The sequence below is a fragment of the Mesorhizobium sp. ESP6-5 genome, from assembly GCF_020164695.1.
Lineage (GTDB): Bacteria > Pseudomonadota > Alphaproteobacteria > Rhizobiales > Rhizobiaceae > Mesorhizobium > Mesorhizobium australicum.
The window spans coordinates 300,612-318,352 of the sequence record NZ_JAIUGR010000007.1 but is presented as its reverse complement, the minus strand read 5'-3'; the positions used below and the strand labels follow the sequence as shown (position 1 = coordinate 318,352).

Annotated in this window: 17 protein-coding genes; 11 read left to right on the top strand and 6 right to left on the bottom strand. The window is 64.4% G+C overall.

Annotation, left to right across the window (positions count from 1 at the left end):
- Positions 1-2: 2 nt before the first annotated feature.
- The 7 genes from LB524_RS14470 to LB524_RS14440 all read left to right on the top strand — a co-directional run bounded on the left by LB524_RS14470 (position 3) and on the right by LB524_RS14440 (position 7,052).
- On the top strand, positions 3-962 hold the full coding sequence (locus LB524_RS14470) for a carbohydrate ABC transporter permease (protein ID WP_224527425.1): 960 nt from the start codon (positions 3-5) through the stop codon (positions 960-962).
- Between the two features lie 5 nt (positions 963-967).
- Positions 968-1,819, top strand: a complete 852-nt coding sequence (locus tag LB524_RS14465) for a carbohydrate ABC transporter permease (RefSeq protein ID WP_041163763.1) — start codon at positions 968-970, stop codon at positions 1,817-1,819.
- A 19-nt stretch (positions 1,820-1,838) separates the two neighbouring features.
- On the top strand, positions 1,839-2,693 hold the full coding sequence (locus LB524_RS14460; RefSeq protein ID WP_224527422.1) for a sugar phosphate isomerase/epimerase family protein: 855 nt from the start codon (positions 1,839-1,841) through the stop codon (positions 2,691-2,693).
- Positions 2,690-3,556, top strand: a complete 867-nt coding sequence (locus LB524_RS14455; RefSeq protein ID WP_224527417.1) for a PfkB family carbohydrate kinase — start codon at positions 2,690-2,692, stop codon at positions 3,554-3,556. The genes LB524_RS14460 and LB524_RS14455 overlap by 4 nt, the downstream gene beginning before the upstream one ends.
- Position 3,557: 1 nt before the next feature.
- Positions 3,558-4,973: an NAD(P)/FAD-dependent oxidoreductase gene (locus LB524_RS14450; RefSeq protein ID WP_140665936.1), complete on the top strand. Its 1,416-nt coding sequence runs from the start codon at positions 3,558-3,560 to the stop codon at positions 4,971-4,973.
- A 156-nt stretch (positions 4,974-5,129) separates the two neighbouring features.
- Positions 5,130-6,626, top strand: coding sequence for an aldehyde dehydrogenase family protein (locus tag LB524_RS14445; protein ID WP_224527414.1), 1,497 nt, complete (start codon positions 5,130-5,132; stop codon positions 6,624-6,626).
- Positions 6,627-6,776: 150 nt separating this feature from the next.
- Complete coding sequence (locus tag LB524_RS14440) at positions 6,777-7,052, top strand: hypothetical protein (protein WP_015316720.1); 276 nt, start codon at positions 6,777-6,779, stop codon at positions 7,050-7,052.
- Between the two features lie 105 nt (positions 7,053-7,157).
- Here the strand turns inward: LB524_RS14440 and LB524_RS14435 are convergent, their stop codons facing one another.
- Both LB524_RS14435 and LB524_RS14430 read right to left on the bottom strand, forming a co-directional pair.
- A complete protein-coding gene (locus LB524_RS14435) occupies positions 7,158-7,658 on the bottom strand; it encodes a peptide deformylase (RefSeq protein WP_140727103.1) in 501 nt (166 codons plus the stop codon).
- Positions 7,659-7,668: 10 nt separating this feature from the next.
- Positions 7,669-8,751 carry a CaiB/BaiF CoA transferase family protein gene (locus LB524_RS14430; protein ID WP_224527411.1) on the bottom strand — a complete coding sequence of 361 codons (1,083 nt, stop codon included), beginning with the start codon at positions 8,749-8,751 and terminating at the stop codon, positions 7,669-7,671.
- 105 nt (positions 8,752-8,856) lie between these two features.
- On the opposite strand from LB524_RS14430, the gene LB524_RS14425 reads away from it, so the two are divergent.
- Both LB524_RS14425 and LB524_RS14420 read left to right on the top strand, forming a co-directional pair.
- A complete protein-coding gene (locus LB524_RS14425) occupies positions 8,857-9,879 on the top strand; it encodes an LLM class flavin-dependent oxidoreductase (RefSeq protein ID WP_140713849.1) in 1,023 nt (340 codons plus the stop codon).
- Positions 9,880-9,928: 49 nt separating this feature from the next.
- A complete protein-coding gene (locus tag LB524_RS14420) occupies positions 9,929-10,576 on the top strand; it encodes a ThuA domain-containing protein (protein WP_140793207.1) in 648 nt (215 codons plus the stop codon).
- Position 10,577: 1 nt separating this feature from the next.
- On the opposite strand, the gene LB524_RS14415 is transcribed toward LB524_RS14420, so the two are convergent.
- Both LB524_RS14415 and LB524_RS14410 read right to left on the bottom strand, forming a co-directional pair.
- Entirely contained in the window at positions 10,578-10,997 is a 420-nt protein-coding gene (locus LB524_RS14415; protein WP_224527409.1) for a VOC family protein, read from the bottom strand.
- 58 nt (positions 10,998-11,055) lie between these two features.
- Positions 11,056-13,083 (bottom strand): amidase, encoded by a 2,028-nt coding sequence (locus LB524_RS14410; RefSeq protein ID WP_224527406.1) that lies wholly within the window; start codon positions 13,081-13,083, stop codon positions 11,056-11,058.
- Between the two features lie 158 nt (positions 13,084-13,241).
- On the opposite strand from LB524_RS14410, the gene LB524_RS14405 reads away from it, so the two are divergent.
- A complete protein-coding gene (locus LB524_RS14405; protein WP_140727120.1) occupies positions 13,242-13,472 on the top strand; it encodes a hypothetical protein in 231 nt (76 codons plus the stop codon).
- 78 nt (positions 13,473-13,550) lie between these two features.
- Positions 13,551-13,751 carry a hypothetical protein gene (locus LB524_RS14400; protein ID WP_224527403.1) on the top strand — a complete coding sequence of 67 codons (201 nt, stop codon included), beginning with the start codon at positions 13,551-13,553 and terminating at the stop codon, positions 13,749-13,751.
- 61 nt (positions 13,752-13,812) lie between these two features.
- On the opposite strand, the gene LB524_RS14395 is transcribed toward LB524_RS14400, so the two are convergent.
- Both LB524_RS14395 and LB524_RS14390 read right to left on the bottom strand, forming a co-directional pair.
- On the bottom strand, positions 13,813-15,096 hold the full coding sequence (locus LB524_RS14395) for an alpha-D-ribose 1-methylphosphonate 5-triphosphate diphosphatase (protein WP_411909912.1): 1,284 nt from the start codon (positions 15,094-15,096) through the stop codon (positions 13,813-13,815).
- A 374-nt stretch (positions 15,097-15,470) separates the two neighbouring features.
- On the bottom strand, positions 15,471-17,585 hold the full coding sequence (locus LB524_RS14390; protein WP_224527400.1) for an alpha/beta fold hydrolase: 2,115 nt from the start codon (positions 17,583-17,585) through the stop codon (positions 15,471-15,473).
- Between the last annotated feature and the right edge of the window lie 156 nt (positions 17,586-17,741).

Sequence of the window (17,741 nt, the reverse complement as noted above, 5' to 3'; positions counted from 1 at the left end):
CAATGGCGAATCCCGGTCTGGCCAGAATGGAAGGCGCTGCCTTGAGCAACGCCAAGGGCGAGCCGGCGGCGAAAGCCGGCCGCCGGTTCCGCCACTGGGGCTCGCTCCGGTGGGTCGCCGTCGCCGTGATCCTGGTCGGCTGGTTCGTGTATTACCCGATCGTCGACAACTTCATCGTCAGCACCACCGACGAGGATATTTTTACCGGCGAGACCACGAATATCGGCCTCGCCAACTATGAGCGGCTGCTGCACGACCCGGTCGTCTGGGTGGCGTTGTGGAACAACACGCTCTACGCGTTGATCTCCATCGTCTTCCAGGTCGGCGGCGCCTTCGTGCTGGCGGCGCTGATCGAGGGGCTGGGCAGCGAGCGGCAAAGGCGCTTCTGGCGGGCGATTTATTTCATTCCGTCCGCGATCTCGATCACCGTGACCGGCCTGCTGTTCTATTTCATCTACCAGCCGGATATCGGGCTCTTGAATGCCGGGCTCAGGCGCATTGGCCTGGAACAACTCATCCAGCCCTGGCTCGGCGGCGAGCACACGGCGATCTACGCGATCATCGCGATGAGCCAGTGGCAGGGCTTCGGCTATTCGACGCTCCTGTTCGCGATCGCGATCCAGAAGATTCCGCGCGATCTCTATGATGCCGCGGTCATGGACGGAGCCGGACCGCTGCGCAGGCTGTGGAGCGTGACGCTGCCGCTGACCCGCGAGATGACCGGCCTGATGATCATTGTCACCATCACCGGCGCGTTCCAGGTGTTCAACGAGGTCATGGTTATGACCGCCGGCGGCCCCAACAACCGCAGCCAGGTGCTTGGCACATGGCTTTACCAGCAGGGCTTCATCCAGAACAATTTCGGCTACGGCGCCGCGATCGCCGCCGTGATCTTCGCCGTGACCATGATCACCGGAGCGGCCCAGCTTTGGTACACCAGGCGCCGGAGGGTCGAGCTGTGACGGTGATGGCGGCCAGCGGGCGGACCGCGCGCCCGGCCTTCGGGAGCGCTCTTGCGAAAGCCTTTCTGTACTCGTTCCTGATCTGTCTCGGCATCGTCGTGCTTTATCCGCTGGTCTGGATGGCGCTCAACGGCTTCAAGGATAATGGGCAGATCTTCGGCGACCCGTTCGCGCTGCCGTCGCGGTGGACCTGGGGCAATTATGTGCAGGCCTGGAACCGGGGCGTCCGCGACTATCTGGTCTCGAGCCTGCTGGTGACCGTCGCTTCAGCGATCTGCACGGTGCTGATCAGCGCCTGGACCGCCTACGGGCTGACGCGAACGCCAATGCCCGGCAAGCCGCTTATCGTCGGCCTGGTTCTTGGCGGCCTCATGCTCAGTCCGACCGTGGCGCTGATCCCGCTGGTGCGGATGCTGCAGGCCATCGGCCTCTACAACACCTACTGGGCGCTGATCATCCTCTACACGGCGTTCCGGATTCCGTTCAGCACCTTCCTGATCCGCGCCTACATGCTTGGGCTGCCGAAGGATCTCGACGAGGCGGCCCGCATCGACGGCGCCAGCGAGGGGCAGATCTTCTGGCGCATCATCCTGCCGCTGTGCCAGCCGATCATCATCTCCTGCATCATCCTGCACGTGCTGTTCGCCTGGAACGAGTATTTGTTCGCGATGGTCTTCACCAATGGATCGGCGGTGCAGACGCTGCCCGTCGGCCTCACCTCGCTGATGTCCAAGAACGGCACCAATTACGGCGTCGTCTTCGCGGCGATGACGATCTCGGCCCTGCCGATCGTCCTGCTTTTCTTCGCCGCACAGCGGTACTTCATCCGCGGCCTCTCCGAAGGCATCGGCAAATAAATCACCGGGAAGGACATCCATGTCGCAATTCAAGGTCGACCAGTTGATTGGGGCCAACTTCGCTTTCCAGCATTACGCATTCGAGCGCGTTGCCGAGATCCTTCGCGGCTTCGGCTTCAAGGAGATCGAGCTTTGGGGCATCGCGCCGCATCTCGACCTGTTTCATGCGACAGACGCGCATGTTCGATCGGTTCGCGAGATACTTGCGCAGAACGGACTGACGGTCTGGTGCTTCACGCCCGAGCAGGTGATCTATCCGATCAACATCGCGTCGGGCGACGGCGCATATCGCCGCGACAGCGTCAGGCGGTTCTGCCGCGCGGCGGACATATGCGCCGAACTGGGCGCCCGATATTTGTTCCTGACGTCCGGGCGTGGATATGAACACGACCCGCCGCAAGAGGCGTGGGCACGGTCGGCCCAGTCGCTCGCGGAGATCGCCGCCCATGCGTCCTCGGTCGGCGTGCGCTGCCTGCTCGAGCCGCTGCAACGCGTCGAAACCAACGTCGTCACCAATGCGGCGGGCCTGCGCGAAATGCTCGACCAGATCGGCGCCGACACCATGGACGTGGTCCTGGACACCGTCGGCATGGCCACTGCCGGCGATACCGTGGCCGACTATGTCAGGCTGTTCGGGCCGCGCCTCGCGCATGTGCAGATCGTCGACGGGCTGCCGGCGGGGCATCTTGTCTGGGGCGACGGCAAGCTTCCGATCGGCCAGTACCTCGACGACCTCGCCGCGTCGGGCTATCGGGGGAAACTGACCTTCGAGCCGTTCGGAAATGGCTCCTATGCTCTGGACCCGGTCGCGGCGTGGACACGCAATCTCAAGGCGATCGAGCCTCACATGACGCGGGCGCCGACAGCAGCATGACCGGAGGAGCATCGCCCAATCTGGTCGCCGTCGGTGACAACTGCCTCGACGTCTATCTCAACAAGGACCTCCTGACGGTGGGCGGGAACGCCCTCAACGTTGCCGTTCAATGGCGCCGCAATGGCTGGAGCGCACGCTATTTCGGCGCCGTTGGCGATGATCCTGAAGGTGAGATAACGCTCCGCGAGATCGAGACCGCCGGGCTGTCCCGCACCGATGTCGAGATGATCTCCGGCGACACGGCTGTAACCTTGCTGCGCGACCAGTCGGGCGACCGTACTTTCCTGTTCGAATCCTTCGGCGTCGGCGAGAATTACATGCCCGCGCCGCGCAACTGGCAGGTCATTTCGAAAGCCGATTGGGTGCATCTGGGCACCAATGCCAACGAGGATCTCGTGCGCCGCCTGGTTCGCGAGCGCGTGCCGTTCAGTCTCGACGTCTCGACCGCGCATCTGGCCTTGCCGCTGGAGGGCGTGCCTCTGGTCTTCGCGTCCGGTCCAGACGAGCCGAGCGTGCCGGTCGAGCCCCTCATGACCGCGCTGCGGTCGGCCGGGGCGCGCCAGGTCGTGCTCACCTGCGGCAGCCGCGGCGCCTATTTCGGCGACAGCCAAGGCGTTCGCCATGTCGAGGCGTCGCCGACCGCCGTCGTGGACACGTGCGGTGCGGGAGACAGCTTTATCGCCACCTTCATCACCGCGTTCTGCTTCGCGGGTCTCGATGCCGACGATGCCATGCAAAAAGCCTCTCTCGACGCCAGCAGGACCTGCACGCATCTCGGCGGCTTCCCGCAGGAACCGCGCCCCATCCCCGACTGGCTGCCGCTGAAATATGCCGACCTGATCAATCGCGAGACGAGGGTCTGACATGGCCACTTTACGGATGAGACAGCCGGCGGTCGCGGCGACAGCCGATCGGTCGTTCTGGCTGCAGGACATTGCCGCTGCCCCGGCCACCCAACCCTTGGTCGGCGGCGAGCAGGCCGACGTGGTGATCGTCGGCGGCGGCTATACCGGGCTGTGGACGGCGTTGCGGATCCGCGATCTGGCTCCCGAAACCCGCGTCATGGTGATCGAGGCCGATCAGTGCGGCTCCGGCGCTTCGGGGCGCAATGGAGGACAGGTGCATTCCTGGTTCGCCGAGCTCGATCAGATCAGCGCCGTCGTCGGCGAGGAGGAGGGGCGGGCGCTTTGCGCCGATAGCGTCGATGCCATCGCAGAGCTGGAGAAACTTCAGCGCGACGGCACGATCGATATGGATCTCCGGCTTGACGGCTGGCTGTGGACGGCCAGCTCCACGGCCCAGGAGGGAGCCTGGAACCGCGCTGTCGCGATGACCGAGGCAGCCGGGGCCAACCGCTTCCGGCAGCTGACCGGCGAGGAGATCAAGCAGCGGACCGGGTCTTCCGCCTCCTATGCCGGCGTCGTCGAGGCGAATGCCGGAACCGTGCATCCAGCCAAGCTGGCCACCGGCCTGCGCGACCTGGCGATCGCTCGCGGCGTCGTCGTCCATGAGCGCAGTCCCGTCACCGAAATCGTGCCCGGCAGGACCTGTGTGGTCCGGACCGCGCAAGGCGCGGTGCGGGCCGAGAAGGTCGTGCTGGCGGCCAATGCCTGGCTGTCGGCGTTGCCCGAACTGCGACGGCATCTTTACGTGGTCGCGAGCCAGGTGGTCGCGACCGCGGAAATCCCTGACTTGCTCGACCGGATCGGCTGGCGAGACGGAGCCTCCATCTGCGACGCGCAGCGCCAGGTCCTCTATTATCAGCGCACCCCGAAAGGCCGGGTGGTCTTCGGCCGCGGCAGCGGCAACATCGCCTATGCGGGCAATTTCGGCCAAAGCTTCAACCGCAGCCCCGAACACGGACGGGACAATATCCGCGAACTGGCCCGCGTCTACCCCGAACTGCGAGGAGTGCCGATCGACTATGATTGGGCGGGCCCGATCGACTGCGTGCCGGAGCATGTTCCCGTCTTCGATCACTTGAAGGGTCATCCCAACATTTTCTTTGGCATGGGCTACAACGGGACCGGCATTGCCCAGACCCCAATCGGCGGCCGCGTCCTCGCCAGCCTTGTTCTGGAACGGAAGGATCGCTGGAGCGGCAGTGGGCTGGTGGGGCTCGATCGGCGCAAGACGATGCCGCCGGAACCGTTCCGCTATCTCGGCGCCAAGCTTGTGCGCGCCGCGATCGCGCGCCGGAACGACGTCGAGATCCGCAACGGGACGCCAGGCGCTTTAACGCGATTCCTGTCGGAACGCACGCCGGGCGGCGGGGGCTAGGCATCTTTAAACCCGCAAGGACCTGTTGTTGCGCCTTTCTGGTGAACACGGGCGCGGACGCTGGCGGTCCGATTATCCGAACGCCCTTCAGCTTTCCTTGTTGAGGTCGCCCCCGCCGGGAGTAATAGTTGCCCGGAAATTCGCGAGGAGGAAGGGATGACGGTGAATTTCGACCCGAGGGCGAAGGCCACGTCGCTCTACCATGGCGAATTCCGGCCGATGTTCATCGACGGCAAGTGGGTCGCAGCGCAGTCCGGCGAGGTGATGCAGGCGCTGAATCCGGCGACCGGCGAGGTGCTGGCGACGGTGCCGCGTGGCGGAGCCGCCGATGTCGATGCAGCGGTCGCGGCGGCGCGCGCGGCTTTCGAAGGACCCTGGTCGAAATTCTCGCCCTATGAGCGGCAATGCGTGCTGCTCAGGATCGCCGACCTGTTCGAGACACATTGGGAAGAGCTCAGCGTTTCCGACACGCTCGACATGGGACTGCCGATCACGCGCACGCTGGCCAACCGGCGCCGCGTCATCGGCATGCTGCGCTTCTATGGCGGCATGGCGACGGCGCTGCATGGCGAGGCGATCGACAATTCGATCCCCAGCGAGATCGTCACCTTCACAAGGCGCGAGCCGGTTGGCGTCGTTGGCGCGATCATTCCCTGGAACGCGCCGACCGCGGCCTCGATCTGGAAGATCGCGCCGGCGCTCGCCACGGGCTGTGCCATCGTGCTGAAACCGTCCGAGGAGGCATCGCTGACGCCGCTGCTGATCGGCCGGCTGATGCAGGAAGCCGGCGTGCCCGACGGCGTCGTCAACATCGTCACCGGTACCGGGGCCGAAGCGGGCGCGCGGCTCGCCGAACATCCCGACGTCAACAAGATCGTCTTCACCGGCTCGACGCTGACAGGTCAAGCGATCGCGCGGGCTGCTGTCACCAACCTCAAGCGCGTCTCGCTTGAGCTCGGCGGCAAGTCACCGATCATTGTCTGCCGCGACGCCGACATCGACAAGGCTGTCCCAATCGCGGCGATGGCGGTGTTCGTGCATTCGGGCCAGATCTGCATTGCCGGCTCGCGCCTGTTCGTGGCGCGCGAGATCCATGACGAATTCGTGCGCCGGCTGGCGGAGTTCGCCGGAAAACTGCGCATCGGCCACGGCATCGAGGCGGAGACCGAAATCGGGCCGCTCATCAATGCCAGGCAGGCCGGCAAAGTGGAAGGCTACATCAAGGCCGGCAGCGACGAAGGCGCCCAACTGGTCGTCGGCGGGGCGCGGCTGACAGGCGAACTCTATGATGGCGGCAACTTCATCGCGCCGACCGTTTTCGGCGCGGTGTCGGACACCATGACCATCGCGCGGGAGGAGATTTTCGGACCCGTTATTTCGGCGATGCCGTTCGACACGCTGGACGAGGCCGTCGCGCGCGCCAACGCGACGCCCTACGGGCTTGCAGCCGGCGTCTTCACCACCCACCTCGGCACCGCGCACAAGCTAGCCCGCCGCATCAAGGCTGGCTCGGTCTGGGTCAACATGTACCATGCCATCGATCCGGCCGTGCCTTTCGGCGGGATGAAGATGTCCGGCCATGGCCGCGAGGGCGGCATCGAGCATCTGCACGAGTATCTGGAGACCAAATCCGTCTGGATCCAGACGGATTGAGGGCGTGGCGATGTTCAGGTGAGGGCGCCCGCGGTCCGGGCCCGTCGCCGACTGCCGCGCATCGGCCGGAGCAAGGCCCTTGTTCAGGAACTTTTCGTCATCTGGCGATTTTCGACATATGATCGAATCCCGAACAGAAGGGTGTTTGCGATGACGACGAAACGGTTGGCGATCTGCGCTCTTGCTCTCGCGATGGGCTTCGGCATGTCCTCGTTGGCTTTCGCGGGCGCCAAGCACCGTCATCACCAGGACGAACAGGAGCGCTACGTTCCCGCCAATGACGATCTCATCGACTTCCTCTTCGGCGGCCCGCGCTACTACGACCAGCAGTTGTTCACAACGGCTGCTGGAGCCTGCTCCTACCACCGGACTGGTCCGGACGGTTTTGCGATAAACAAGATCAACGATCACCACTGCGGAAAATGACCGGCGGACGTTTCGTCCGCGATCAGGCCATCACGTTGCGAACGTGACACGGTCCGCCGGCGCGGCCACGCGCCCGGCGTAACATTGCGATCCGCCCCGTGGCGTCTACGAGGCTCGTATCAGCTTGCCATAGCGCTTGATCAGCCGGTCGCGCTTGAGGCGGGTCAGCCTGTGCGTCCAGAACAGCCCGTCGAGCTGATCGATCTCATGCTGATGGCAAACCGCCAGCAGGCCCTCGGCGTCCTCGAACCGCTCACCGCCATCCAGATCCTGATAGCGAACGCGGATGCGGGCGTGCCGTTCGATGTCCTCGGTGACACCGGGCATCGAAACGCTGCCTTCCTCATGACGGATCATTTCGGTCGAGGCCTGGACGACGGCCGGATTTACATAGATCGCCGGTTTTGCCGCGGAAGGGAGCTGGATGACGACCAGGCGTTTCAGAATGCCGATGTGCGGGGCGGTGATACCGATTCCGGGGGCCGCGCGCATGGTGTCGATGAGGTCGCTGGCCAAGGCCTGCAGATCGTCGTCGAACAGCTCCACGGGTTCGGCCACGGCGCGAAGGAGGGGATTGGGGAATTTTACGATCGACCGAACTGTCATGGACCTCGCCTCAACTCGGCAAGCCTGCGCGGATTTCTGCGTCATGTTCGCCGCGCATGGGGCTCTTGGCCGGTGTCTTTTGTTCCCATCCGGAAAAGCGCGGCGCGGCCGCCGCCTGCAGGATGCCGTCCACCGTCAGCCATGTGCCGCGTGCGGCCATGTGCGGATGCTGGGCCGCTTCATGGGGGCTGAAGACTGGGCCGACACAGGCGTCCGAGCCCGCGAACAACTTGACCCATGCGTCGCGAGGTCGCGTGGCGAAGATCGCCGCCAGCCGGTCGCCCAGCTGCGGCCAGAGTTCGCGATCGAACTGGTTGGCGAATTGCGGATCGGCGGTCAAGCCAAGCCTGTCGAGGAAGAGCGCATAGAATTTAGGCTCGACGCACTGGACGCTGATAAAGCCGCCATCCGATGTCCGGTAGACGCGGCACCAATGCGGTCCGTCGAGAAGGCTCCGGCCGCGGTCTGCGTCAAGCGCGCCGGACTGTGCGAGCGACATCAGCAGGTTCATCATATGGGCCGAGCCGTCGACGATCGCCGCGTCGACGACGATGCCCTGGCCGCCGGCGCGCACGTTCATCATGGCGGCCAGCATGCCTATCACCAGATAGAGCGCCCCGCCGCCTACGTCGCCGACGAGCGTCGGTGGCGCCATGGGCGGCTCTCCCGGCAAGGAGCCGTACCAGAGCGCGCCGGACAGGCCGATATAGTTCATGTCGTGGCCGGCGGTGGCGGCCAGCGGACCGTGCTGGCCCCAGCCGGTCATGCGGCCGTAGACCAGGCGCGGATTGGCCGCGAGGCAGGCCTCCGGGCCAAGCCCGAGACGCTCCATGACGCCGGGCCGGAAACCCTCGATCAGCCCGTCGGCGGTGGCGATGAGGCGCGTCAGCACGGCCACGTCATCCATATTCTTCAGGTCGAGCGCGATGGAGCGCTTGCCGCGATCGAGCAGCGAGCGCTGGGGCGCGCCCGGCACGGACGGCTCCCTGCGGTGGACGACGATGACATCGGCGCCGAGGTCGGCGAAAAGCATGCCGGCGAAGGGCGCCGGTCCCAGCGCCTCGATCTCGACGATGCGGATTCCCCTGAGCATCCATCCTCTCTGGTGTTGCGCGTTTAAGCTATTGCGGAGGGCGACGGTGTGTAACCCTGTTCTTTCGCCATTGAAGCATGTGCCGCCCGCATATACTTCAGGACCATGAAAAAAATTGGTTTCCTGTCATTCGGGCACTGGTCGCCCTCTTCGCAATCGCAGGTGCGTTCGGCATCCGACGCGCTGTTGCAATCGATCGATCTCGCCGTCGCCGCCGAGCAGCTCGGCGCCGACGGGGCCTATTTCCGCGTGCATCACTTCGCCCGCCAGCTCGCCTCGCCATTCCCGCTGCTGGCGGCCGTCGGCGCCAAGACCAGCCGCATCGAGATCGGCACGGCCGTCATCGACATGCGCTACGAGAATCCGCTCTACATGGCCGAGGATGCGGGTGCGGCCGACATCATCGCCGGCGGCCGGCTGCAGCTCGGCATCAGCCGCGGCTCGCCCGAGCAGGTGATCGATGGCTGGCGCTATTTCGGCTATGTGCCGCAGGAAGGCAAAAGCGACGCCGACATGGCGCGGCATCACGCCGAGGTGTTCCTCGATACGCTGCGCGGCGAAGGCTTCGCGCAGCCCAATCCACGGCCGATGTTCCCCAACCCGCCCGGCTTGCTCAGGCTCGAGCCGCATTCGGAGGGCTTGCGCGAGCGCATCTGGTGGGGCGCGGCGACCAACGCCACCTCTGAATGGGCGGCGAAGCTCGGCATGAATTTGCAGAGCTCGACGCTGAAATTCGACGAGAGCGGCAAGCCGTTCCATGTCCAGCAGGCCGAGCAGATCCGCATCTATCGCGAAGCCTGGAAGGCGGCCGGGCATGAACGCGAACCGCGCGTCTCGGTCAGCCGCAGCATCTTCGCGCTGGTCGACGACCGCGACCGCGCCTATTTCGGGCGCGGCAATGAGAGCCGCGACCAGATCGGCTTTATCGAGGAAAATACCAGGGCGATCTTCGGCCGCAGCTACGCCGCCGAGCCGGACGTGCTGATCAAGGAGCTGGCGCAGGACGAGGCGATCGCCGAGGCCGACACGCTTTTGCTCACGGTTCCCAACCAGCTCGGCGTCGACTACAACGCCCATGTCATCGAGGCGATCCTCACCCATGTCGCGCCGGCGCTAGGCTGGCGCTGACCGGTGCGGGGAGCGGTCGTCGGTCTAATGGATCGAGGGAGGTTGCCGCATGTCCAGGAAAGCCCTGATTGCCTGGGGAGGCTGGGAAGGCCACACGCCAGAGCGCAGCGCCAACATCATCCGCGACATGCTGGAGCGTAACGGCTTCGCGGTCACGCTCGGCGAGGGGACAGCGATGTTCGCCGATCCGAACCTTGCATCATTCGATCTCATCGTGCCTGTCATCACCATGTCGACGATCGAAAAGGCAGAGCTGAACAACCTGACGCAGGCGGTTCGCCTAGGGAGCGGGCTCGGCGGCTTTCACGGCACGATGGGCGACAGTTTTCGCGCGGAGCCCGACTACCAGTTCATGACCGGCGGCCAGTGGGTCGCGCATCCCGGCAACATCATCGACTACCATGTCGTCATCACCCGGCCGGACGATCCGGTCACGACAGGCGTCAGCGATTTCGCCTACCGGTCGGAGCAATATTACATGCATGTCGACCCGGGCAACGAGGTGCTGGCGACAACCACCTTTACCGACGCGCATTTTCCCGGGATCGACGGCGTCGTCATGCCGGTCGTCTGGAAGCGCCGCTATGGCGCGGGCAAGGTGTTTTACAGTTCCCTTGGCCATACGGCGGACGAGTTCGCGGTGCCGGAAATGGCGCTAATCACGGAGCGCGGTTTGCTGTGGGCCGCGCGCGACTAGCCTACCAGTCCGCGACGCGGTCGCCGCCGGTGAATTGCGCGCTTTTGCCGGTGTATTCGAAGAGTTCGATCTTCACGCCGTTGGGGTCACGCAGCCACGCCTGATAGGTGTCGTCGCAGGCGCGTTTCTTGGCGGTGACGTCAATGCCCATGGACGCGATGTGCGCGATCGCGGCGTCGATGTTCTCGACCTCCAGGCAGAAATGGTTGATCTGGTCCGTCTCGCTGAACCGCGCGCCCTCTTTCTGGAAGACCTCAACATGGCTGCGGCCACCGCAATTGAGGTAGAAGCCGAAAACCGTGCCATCGCGCAGGAAATTGAACTGTATGTCCATGGCAAGGACATTTTCGTAGAAGCGCCGTGTTTCTTCCAGGTCGTTGGCGAAAATGCAGACATGGGCGAGTTGCTTGACTTCGATCATGGCTGGGTTCCGTGGCTTGGCCCGTTGTGCATGGTAAGGCGGCCCGTACGGCGCATCATCACTCGATTCCGCCGGTGACCACATAGGCGCCGGCGCTGCGTCCATCCTGTAGCCGCACCACCGCCGTGACGATCGAACCGTATGAGCCGCGCCAGACGCTGTGAAAGCGCCGATGCTCGACGGCAGGGACGAGCGCCCGCCCGCTGAGCCGCGTGCCGGCTTGGTGCATGTCAATCGCCTGGCCGTTGACATGCACCTTGAGGCTGGCGTGCTCCGCTTCGCTTGCCTCGACAGCCAGGTAGATTGTGACCGTGATCTCGTCGTGATCACCGGACGCGCGCGTTTCAGCTGTTAGCGCGATTTCCACAATCGGCGCCTTGCCATTGCCGGCTTGAGTACGCTGGCGCGAAAAGACATCATCAGGCAATTCAGGCGTGCGCGGCGGCTGGGTGCGGCGCTGCGTGGAACGCTCGAAATCGCCGGCCATGCAAAGCAGCCTTTCATCGTCATAGGCCTTGCCTGCGAAGGTCAGGCCGACCGGCATGCCGATGTCGGCCATTGTGCCCATCGGCACGGTGACGGTCGGGATGCCGAAATGGCGCCAGACCAGATTGCCGTTGGCGACCCAGGTGCCGTTGCGCCAGGCCAGATCGGCTGACGCCTCGTTGACGTCGGCGTCGGCCGGGCCGACATCGGCGGCGGCCGGCAGGACCACGGCATCGAGGCCTTGTGCGTCCAGCCAGTCCTCGAAGTCGATGCGTCTTGTTGCTTCGAGTCCCTTGATGCCATCCGCGATCGTGGGAATGTGGGTCAAGGGCGCGACGCCGAGCTTTGCCCGCTCGACATACTGCGCCAGATCGAAGCCGCCTTCATAGCGGTCGGGCAGCGTGCCCGGTGGCTGCGGGAAGATTTTTGGGCCGTCGACCGAGGCGAGATCGGGCAGAGCAGGGTCGGCGTTGGCCCGCAGGAAATCGTCCCAGCCCCAGATGCAGAGATCCCAGATTTCGCGGTCGGCGAAGTCCCCGGGCACCAGCCCACGCTCGACCATGGTCCGCGCGCCTGGGCGGTCGCGCTCATAGTTGGAGACGACGGGAAAGTCGACCTCGACGACTTCGGCGCCGAGCCGCCGCAGATCCGCGGCCGCCTGTTCCCAGAGATCAAGTACCGAGGCGCGGGTTTCGATCGGGCGATCTATTTCCGTGTCGCGGCCGATATACATTCTGGGTACGCCGAGCCGCTTGCCCTTCAGCGAACCCGCAAGCGTCAGGTCGGTATAACGTCGTGGCCGCATCGCGGAGCTTTTCGGCAGCGCCACCCAAGGCTGGGCGCGCCAGAAATCGCCTCGCGTTTCCGGATCGTCGGCGACGATGATGTCGAGCAGCTCCAGCATGTCGGGCACGCTGCGCGTGTGCGGCACCACGACATCCATGGTCGGCACCAAGGGCCAGTTGCCGCGCACCGAAATGACGCCGCGCGAGGGCGTGTAGGCGACCAGCGCGTTGTTGGTGGCCGGCGCACGGCCGGACGACCACGTCTCTTCGCCGAGCCCGAAGGCGCAGAAGCTGGCCGCCGTCGCGGTGCCCGAGCCGTTGGAGGAGCCCGACGCGAAGGCGGCGGTCAGATAGTCGCCATTGTAGGGGCTTTCAGCGCGGCCATAGACGCCGCGCTGCATGCCGCCATTGGCCATGGGCGGCATGTTGGTGAGGCCGATCAGCACCGCGCCGCCGGCGCGCAGCCGGGCGATGGTGAAGGCGTCCTCGTTGGCGACGAGATGCTCGAAGGCGGGCGAGCCGGCAGCCACCGTCAGGCCTTTGACCTTGTAGCTGTCCTTGGCGGTGTAGGGGATGCCGTCGAGCGGGCCAAGCGTCTTTCCTTGCCGGCGCCGCTCGTCGGAAGCGGCGGCATCCTCGAACATTTCAGGGTTGAGCACCGGCACGGCGTTCAGCGCGATGCCGTGCCGGTCGAAATACGCGATCCGCCTGACATAGGCCGCGACCAGTTCGACGCTGGTGATGGCGCCGTTGTCGAGCGCTTGGCGCAATTGGTCGATCGACGCTTCGACGAGGTGAAGGCTGGTCTCGGTCATCATTGGCCCCAGTGTCTGTACGCCATGGATGAGCGAGGCCGCCGGCTTCGGCAAGGGCCAATTGGAACTCTTTCGCGCCTCCCCGAAAAAATCGATTTTTTAGGCAACCTCCGATGGACGCGTGCGTTGCTGCGTTCCGGGGAAGGTTGAGGTTTGCATTGGACCGTTTCGAGATTTTGAATGAGCCGACAGGCACGTATTCCATTTTCGACAGATACACCGAATTGCCGGTGACGGTGCAAGGCAGGATTTTGATCGGGCTCTGCCGGCACGAAGTGCCGCTTGCCCTGCTCCGCGCCATGGAAGACGACGACAGCGGGATGCCGTCGCTCTCCCCGTTGGGCGGCTGTCGATCGTACGAACATCAACGAGATGACTTGCAAGCGTGAATGAATGCTCGCATAAGTTGCGGCAAGGCATAGAGCATGAAGAAAATGGTGCCGTTATCGTAGCATGAAAGGGGAATCATGCCTGACCAGATTGCGCTTGTCCGCGTAGCCATCGCGCGGCTGCTTTCGGAAAAAACCGGGGTCCCCGTGATTTCGATGAGGGAGAGTATCGCCGAACTGCCGGCGATATCAGGTGCGCCGCTGACCACCGAAAACCTGCAGGATCTGCTGCTGGAAATGGCGGAGGTGCGCGGGATGATGGTGGCGCTCGATCTTTAGCAACTACTGGGAAAGCGCCACGCTTTCCCAGAGAACCGCTAAGCCCTAGTTGCCTAGGTGTCTAGTCCTGGGATTGCCCTCGGTCGGCTGGCAGCGGCCGGTCGCGGCCTCCCTTGATCGCCCTGTTCCGCGCCGGTCCAAGCGTACCGTCGCCGTAGATCATGCGGCCGGCGCGGAAGGTGGCTCGCACACGTGGCACCGGCTGGCGGTCAGCCACGACGAGATCGGCCAGGAGTCCAGCTTCGATGGCGCCGCGATCGGTGAGCCCGAGTGCGGCGGCCGGGTTGGCGCTCGTCAGCGCCGCCGCCTTCGCCAGGCCACCGTCGCTCAGTTTCGCCAGGCCGAGGACGGCCGGCAGGATCGAGGCCGGGTGATAGTCGCTGGCCAGCATGTCGAGCAACCCGGCCTCATAGGCCTGGCGAGCGGAAAGATTGCCGGAATAGGATTCTCCGCGCAGCGCATTGGGCGCGCCCATGGCCGTATACATGCCCAGCCGGCGGGCTTCCCGCGCCGCCTCCAGCGTCACCGGAAATTCGCTGAGCACGGTTCCCAGGCCGTGGACGAATTCCACCTTTTCCAGCGTGTCGTCATCGTGCGAGGCGAGCACGATGCCGCGCGCGCGGGCAAACGCCGACAGGCCCTGCAGCGTGCCGAGCACACCGCCATGCCCGTTCCGATCGGCCATGCGCTTGCCGACGACCTCGGATACGTCGGCAATGGACATGCCGCGCTCCTTGGCCAGACGGGCGATATACAGTTCGACGTCGCGGTATTGTCCCTGGCCGGGCGTGTGATCCATCAGCGAAATCAAATGCAGCTTGCCGGCATCCATCAATCTTTCCAGCACGCCGACAGCCGCGCTGAACGTCACCTCGAAGCGGGCATGGATGCGGTGATCGACCAGAAGGTGGTCTTTCAGCCCGGCGATGGTCTCGATGATGGACGATGTGTGTTCTTCCGAGCGCAGCAAGGCGGCTGTGGCGCTGTTGCCGATGAAGGAGAGCGCGGCATAGGCGGTGGTCACGCCGCAGGAGGCCAGCCGCTTGTCGAGCTCGGCGATGCCGATTTCCATCGGCACGTGGACCCCGCTGCGCGGCTCCACTTCCCGTTCCACCATGTCGCCGTGCATGTCGATGAAACCAGGCAGCAGCAGGCGGCCGCCGCCGACGAAGTCGGCATTCTCGACAGGCTGGTCGCGGATCTCGGCGATCCGGCCGTCTTCGATCCTGACCGCGCCATTGGCAATGACACGGTCGCGCATCACAATCTGGAATTCGCTCAACCACAGATCGTGTTTCTTCGGCTGATCCCGGTGGGATGCGGCCCTGTCCGCCCGTTCAAGCATGGTCGTCTCCGAAAACAGCATTCCACATGTCCCGATCGCCCTCCGGCCGGGCGGTTTCAAGGCGTGTCATGTGGATGGTTCATTCCCGAGGATCGGATAAGCTCAGTTGGTGACAGCTTTGTGTAGGACAGTCAGGTTCGGCCGCCGTGCTGCCACCGGTGGATGCAAGATGCGATACGAGACGCACGTTGGCTACCTACGTCAGGAATGCGCCGCATTTCGGACGTATAAATTGTCTTCGCCAAGTCCTGATAGCAGACATTGCAAGGAGGACTGCGGAGGTCGCGGCCGCGCCAAGACTCCTCACCGTGCCCATCGTGCTTTGAGCCACCACAAAGTGCAAACGCGTGGCCGAAATGGCTATCCGTGGCTGGTCACCCGCCAGCGCCGGACGGCGCCCCACTGACGGAAAAGAACGCGAGCACGCCGGGCATCCCGCTCGCTTCCATCTCGCCATAATCTTCGAATGTCAGGCCGGAGCCAACCACGAGATCGCGCACCGTCCGCGACGCGATGATCTCGCCCGGCCGGGCATGGTCGAGCAATCGCGATGACAGCTCGATCGCGATGCCGGTGAAGTCATCGCCGCGCTCCTCGCATTCGCCGGTGTGGACCGCGGAGCGGACATCCAGACCGGATTGTCTCAGGCGATGGCGGATCGCGATAGCGCACTGGATCGACCGCGTCGGTCGTTGGAACACCGCGAGCATTCGGCTTGGCGAGCGCCTGATCTGCCTGCCTTCGGCGAGAAGTAATTGGCTTCTGATCTCGTCTGCGTGTCGCTCAATCAGATCTGCGCCGGAGTCAGAATGCGGGTCGCTTATCTCCAGCGACAGCACCGACACCAGGAGCCGTTCGCCCGGTGTCGCCTGGAGAGCGTTGGTGACGAAAACCTCGATCTCGTCGACGAGGCGATCGGAATTCTCGCCCCAGATCACGTGATCCCGGCCGGTGAGCTCGACATATCTGGCGCCTTCGATATGCGTTGCCAGGTAGCGTCCTTCTTCCCGTTTGACCCAGCGGTCGCCCGACGTCTGAACGATCAGTGTCGGAACATGAATGACAGGCAGGATGTCGCGAACATCGATTTCGGTTCCCCAGCGCCAGAGCGAGATCGCGTCTGCGGGCGAGGCTGAATTCCTGAGGTAAGCGGCGAACCATTCTCTTTCGGACGTGTCGTTCATCAGGCTGGGGGCCGCATTGCCCATGTCCGCCGGCTCTCCCCACTGTCTCTCAATGGTGGCCAGGTCTTCTTCCACCTGCTCGGCCGTCCTTGCCCAAGGGTAATCCTTCGACCATCTGCCCCTGGCATAGGTTCCGTTGAGCACAAGTGCCGCCGTGCGCTCGGGGTAGGTCGCCGCGAATAGCATGCACATGGGGCCGCCCTCGGAACCGCCGAACACAACCGTGCGCTTCGAGCCGACCGCATCCAGCACGGCTCGCATGTCCTCCATCCGCTCTTCCATGGTCGGCAAACCGACATTGCGGTCGGATAGCCCTGTGCCGTGCTTGTCCATGCGGATCAAGCGGCAGAAGCTGCCGAGCCGCTGGAACACATGCGAAAGCCGTGGCGAGGCCCAGGCAAGGTCGAGATTGGAGACCCATCCAGGCACATAGATCAGGTCGATCGGCCCGTCGCCGGTCACCTGATAGGCGATGCTGACCCCGGAGGATTTGACATAGTGGGTGGAGGGGCGCAGGGGTTCGCCGCCCGCCTCGGCGCGCGGCGGCTCGGAGGCCGAGGCCGGACGCGGCGATGTCGTGCGGCGGGCCCGTAGCGTATCGTGCAAATGTCTTGTCTCCGGCTCGGGCTGCAGCCTCAGCTCCCGCTGCAGCGCATCGCGGCAATTGTCATATTGCTTGAGCGCCAGATTGATCCGGCCCTGCGCCGCATAGACGTGCATCAGGGCGCGGTGGATGTCCTCCCGCAGCGGCTCCATGGCGAGCAGGCGCGTAGCAGCGCGGACGCAGGAGGCCGGATCCTTGGTTGCACTATAATGCGCGACCAGCCTGTCCAGCGCCGCGACAGCCGTTGCCCTCAGACGCTCGCGCTCGATCCGCAGCCAGTCCTCGAAAGGCTCCTGCTTCAGGCCGAAACCGTCAAGCAGGTCGCCGCGATAGACGACAAGCGCCTGTTCGAGGTTATCAGGCTCCGAGCTGGCTGCCAGCGCCTCGAACCGCGCGACATCGAAATCAAGGCCATCGAGATGAAGGGCGACATTGTCGCTATCCCTGAGGAAGCGAGCGCTGCCAGAAGCTTGCATAGCCTTGCTGACAACCGAAACCGCTTGTCGCAGGTTCATCCGCGCCTGGGTCTCGCTGTTGCCACCCCACAAAAGGGCGGCGAGCTTTTCGCGCGACTGCGCATGTCCCGATTGCAGCGCGAGGTAAGCCATCATCGCCCGCGCCTTGCGGCTGAAGGCGGGGACCGCAGCCCCAACGCCGGCAAAGTCGAAACCACCCAGTAGATAGAGATGAGGCCCGGTCATCGGATCCGCCACAACAGCCACCACGCACTGGCGATCCTTTCGTGTCGCCGTCCCTATTTCAACCGTGATTCTGCCAGAATCGCGCTTTTCACGATTCCATCACGCTGGTTGCTGCGCGTTTCTCACGGCTGTCGAGGAGATTGCCGCACTGAGCCC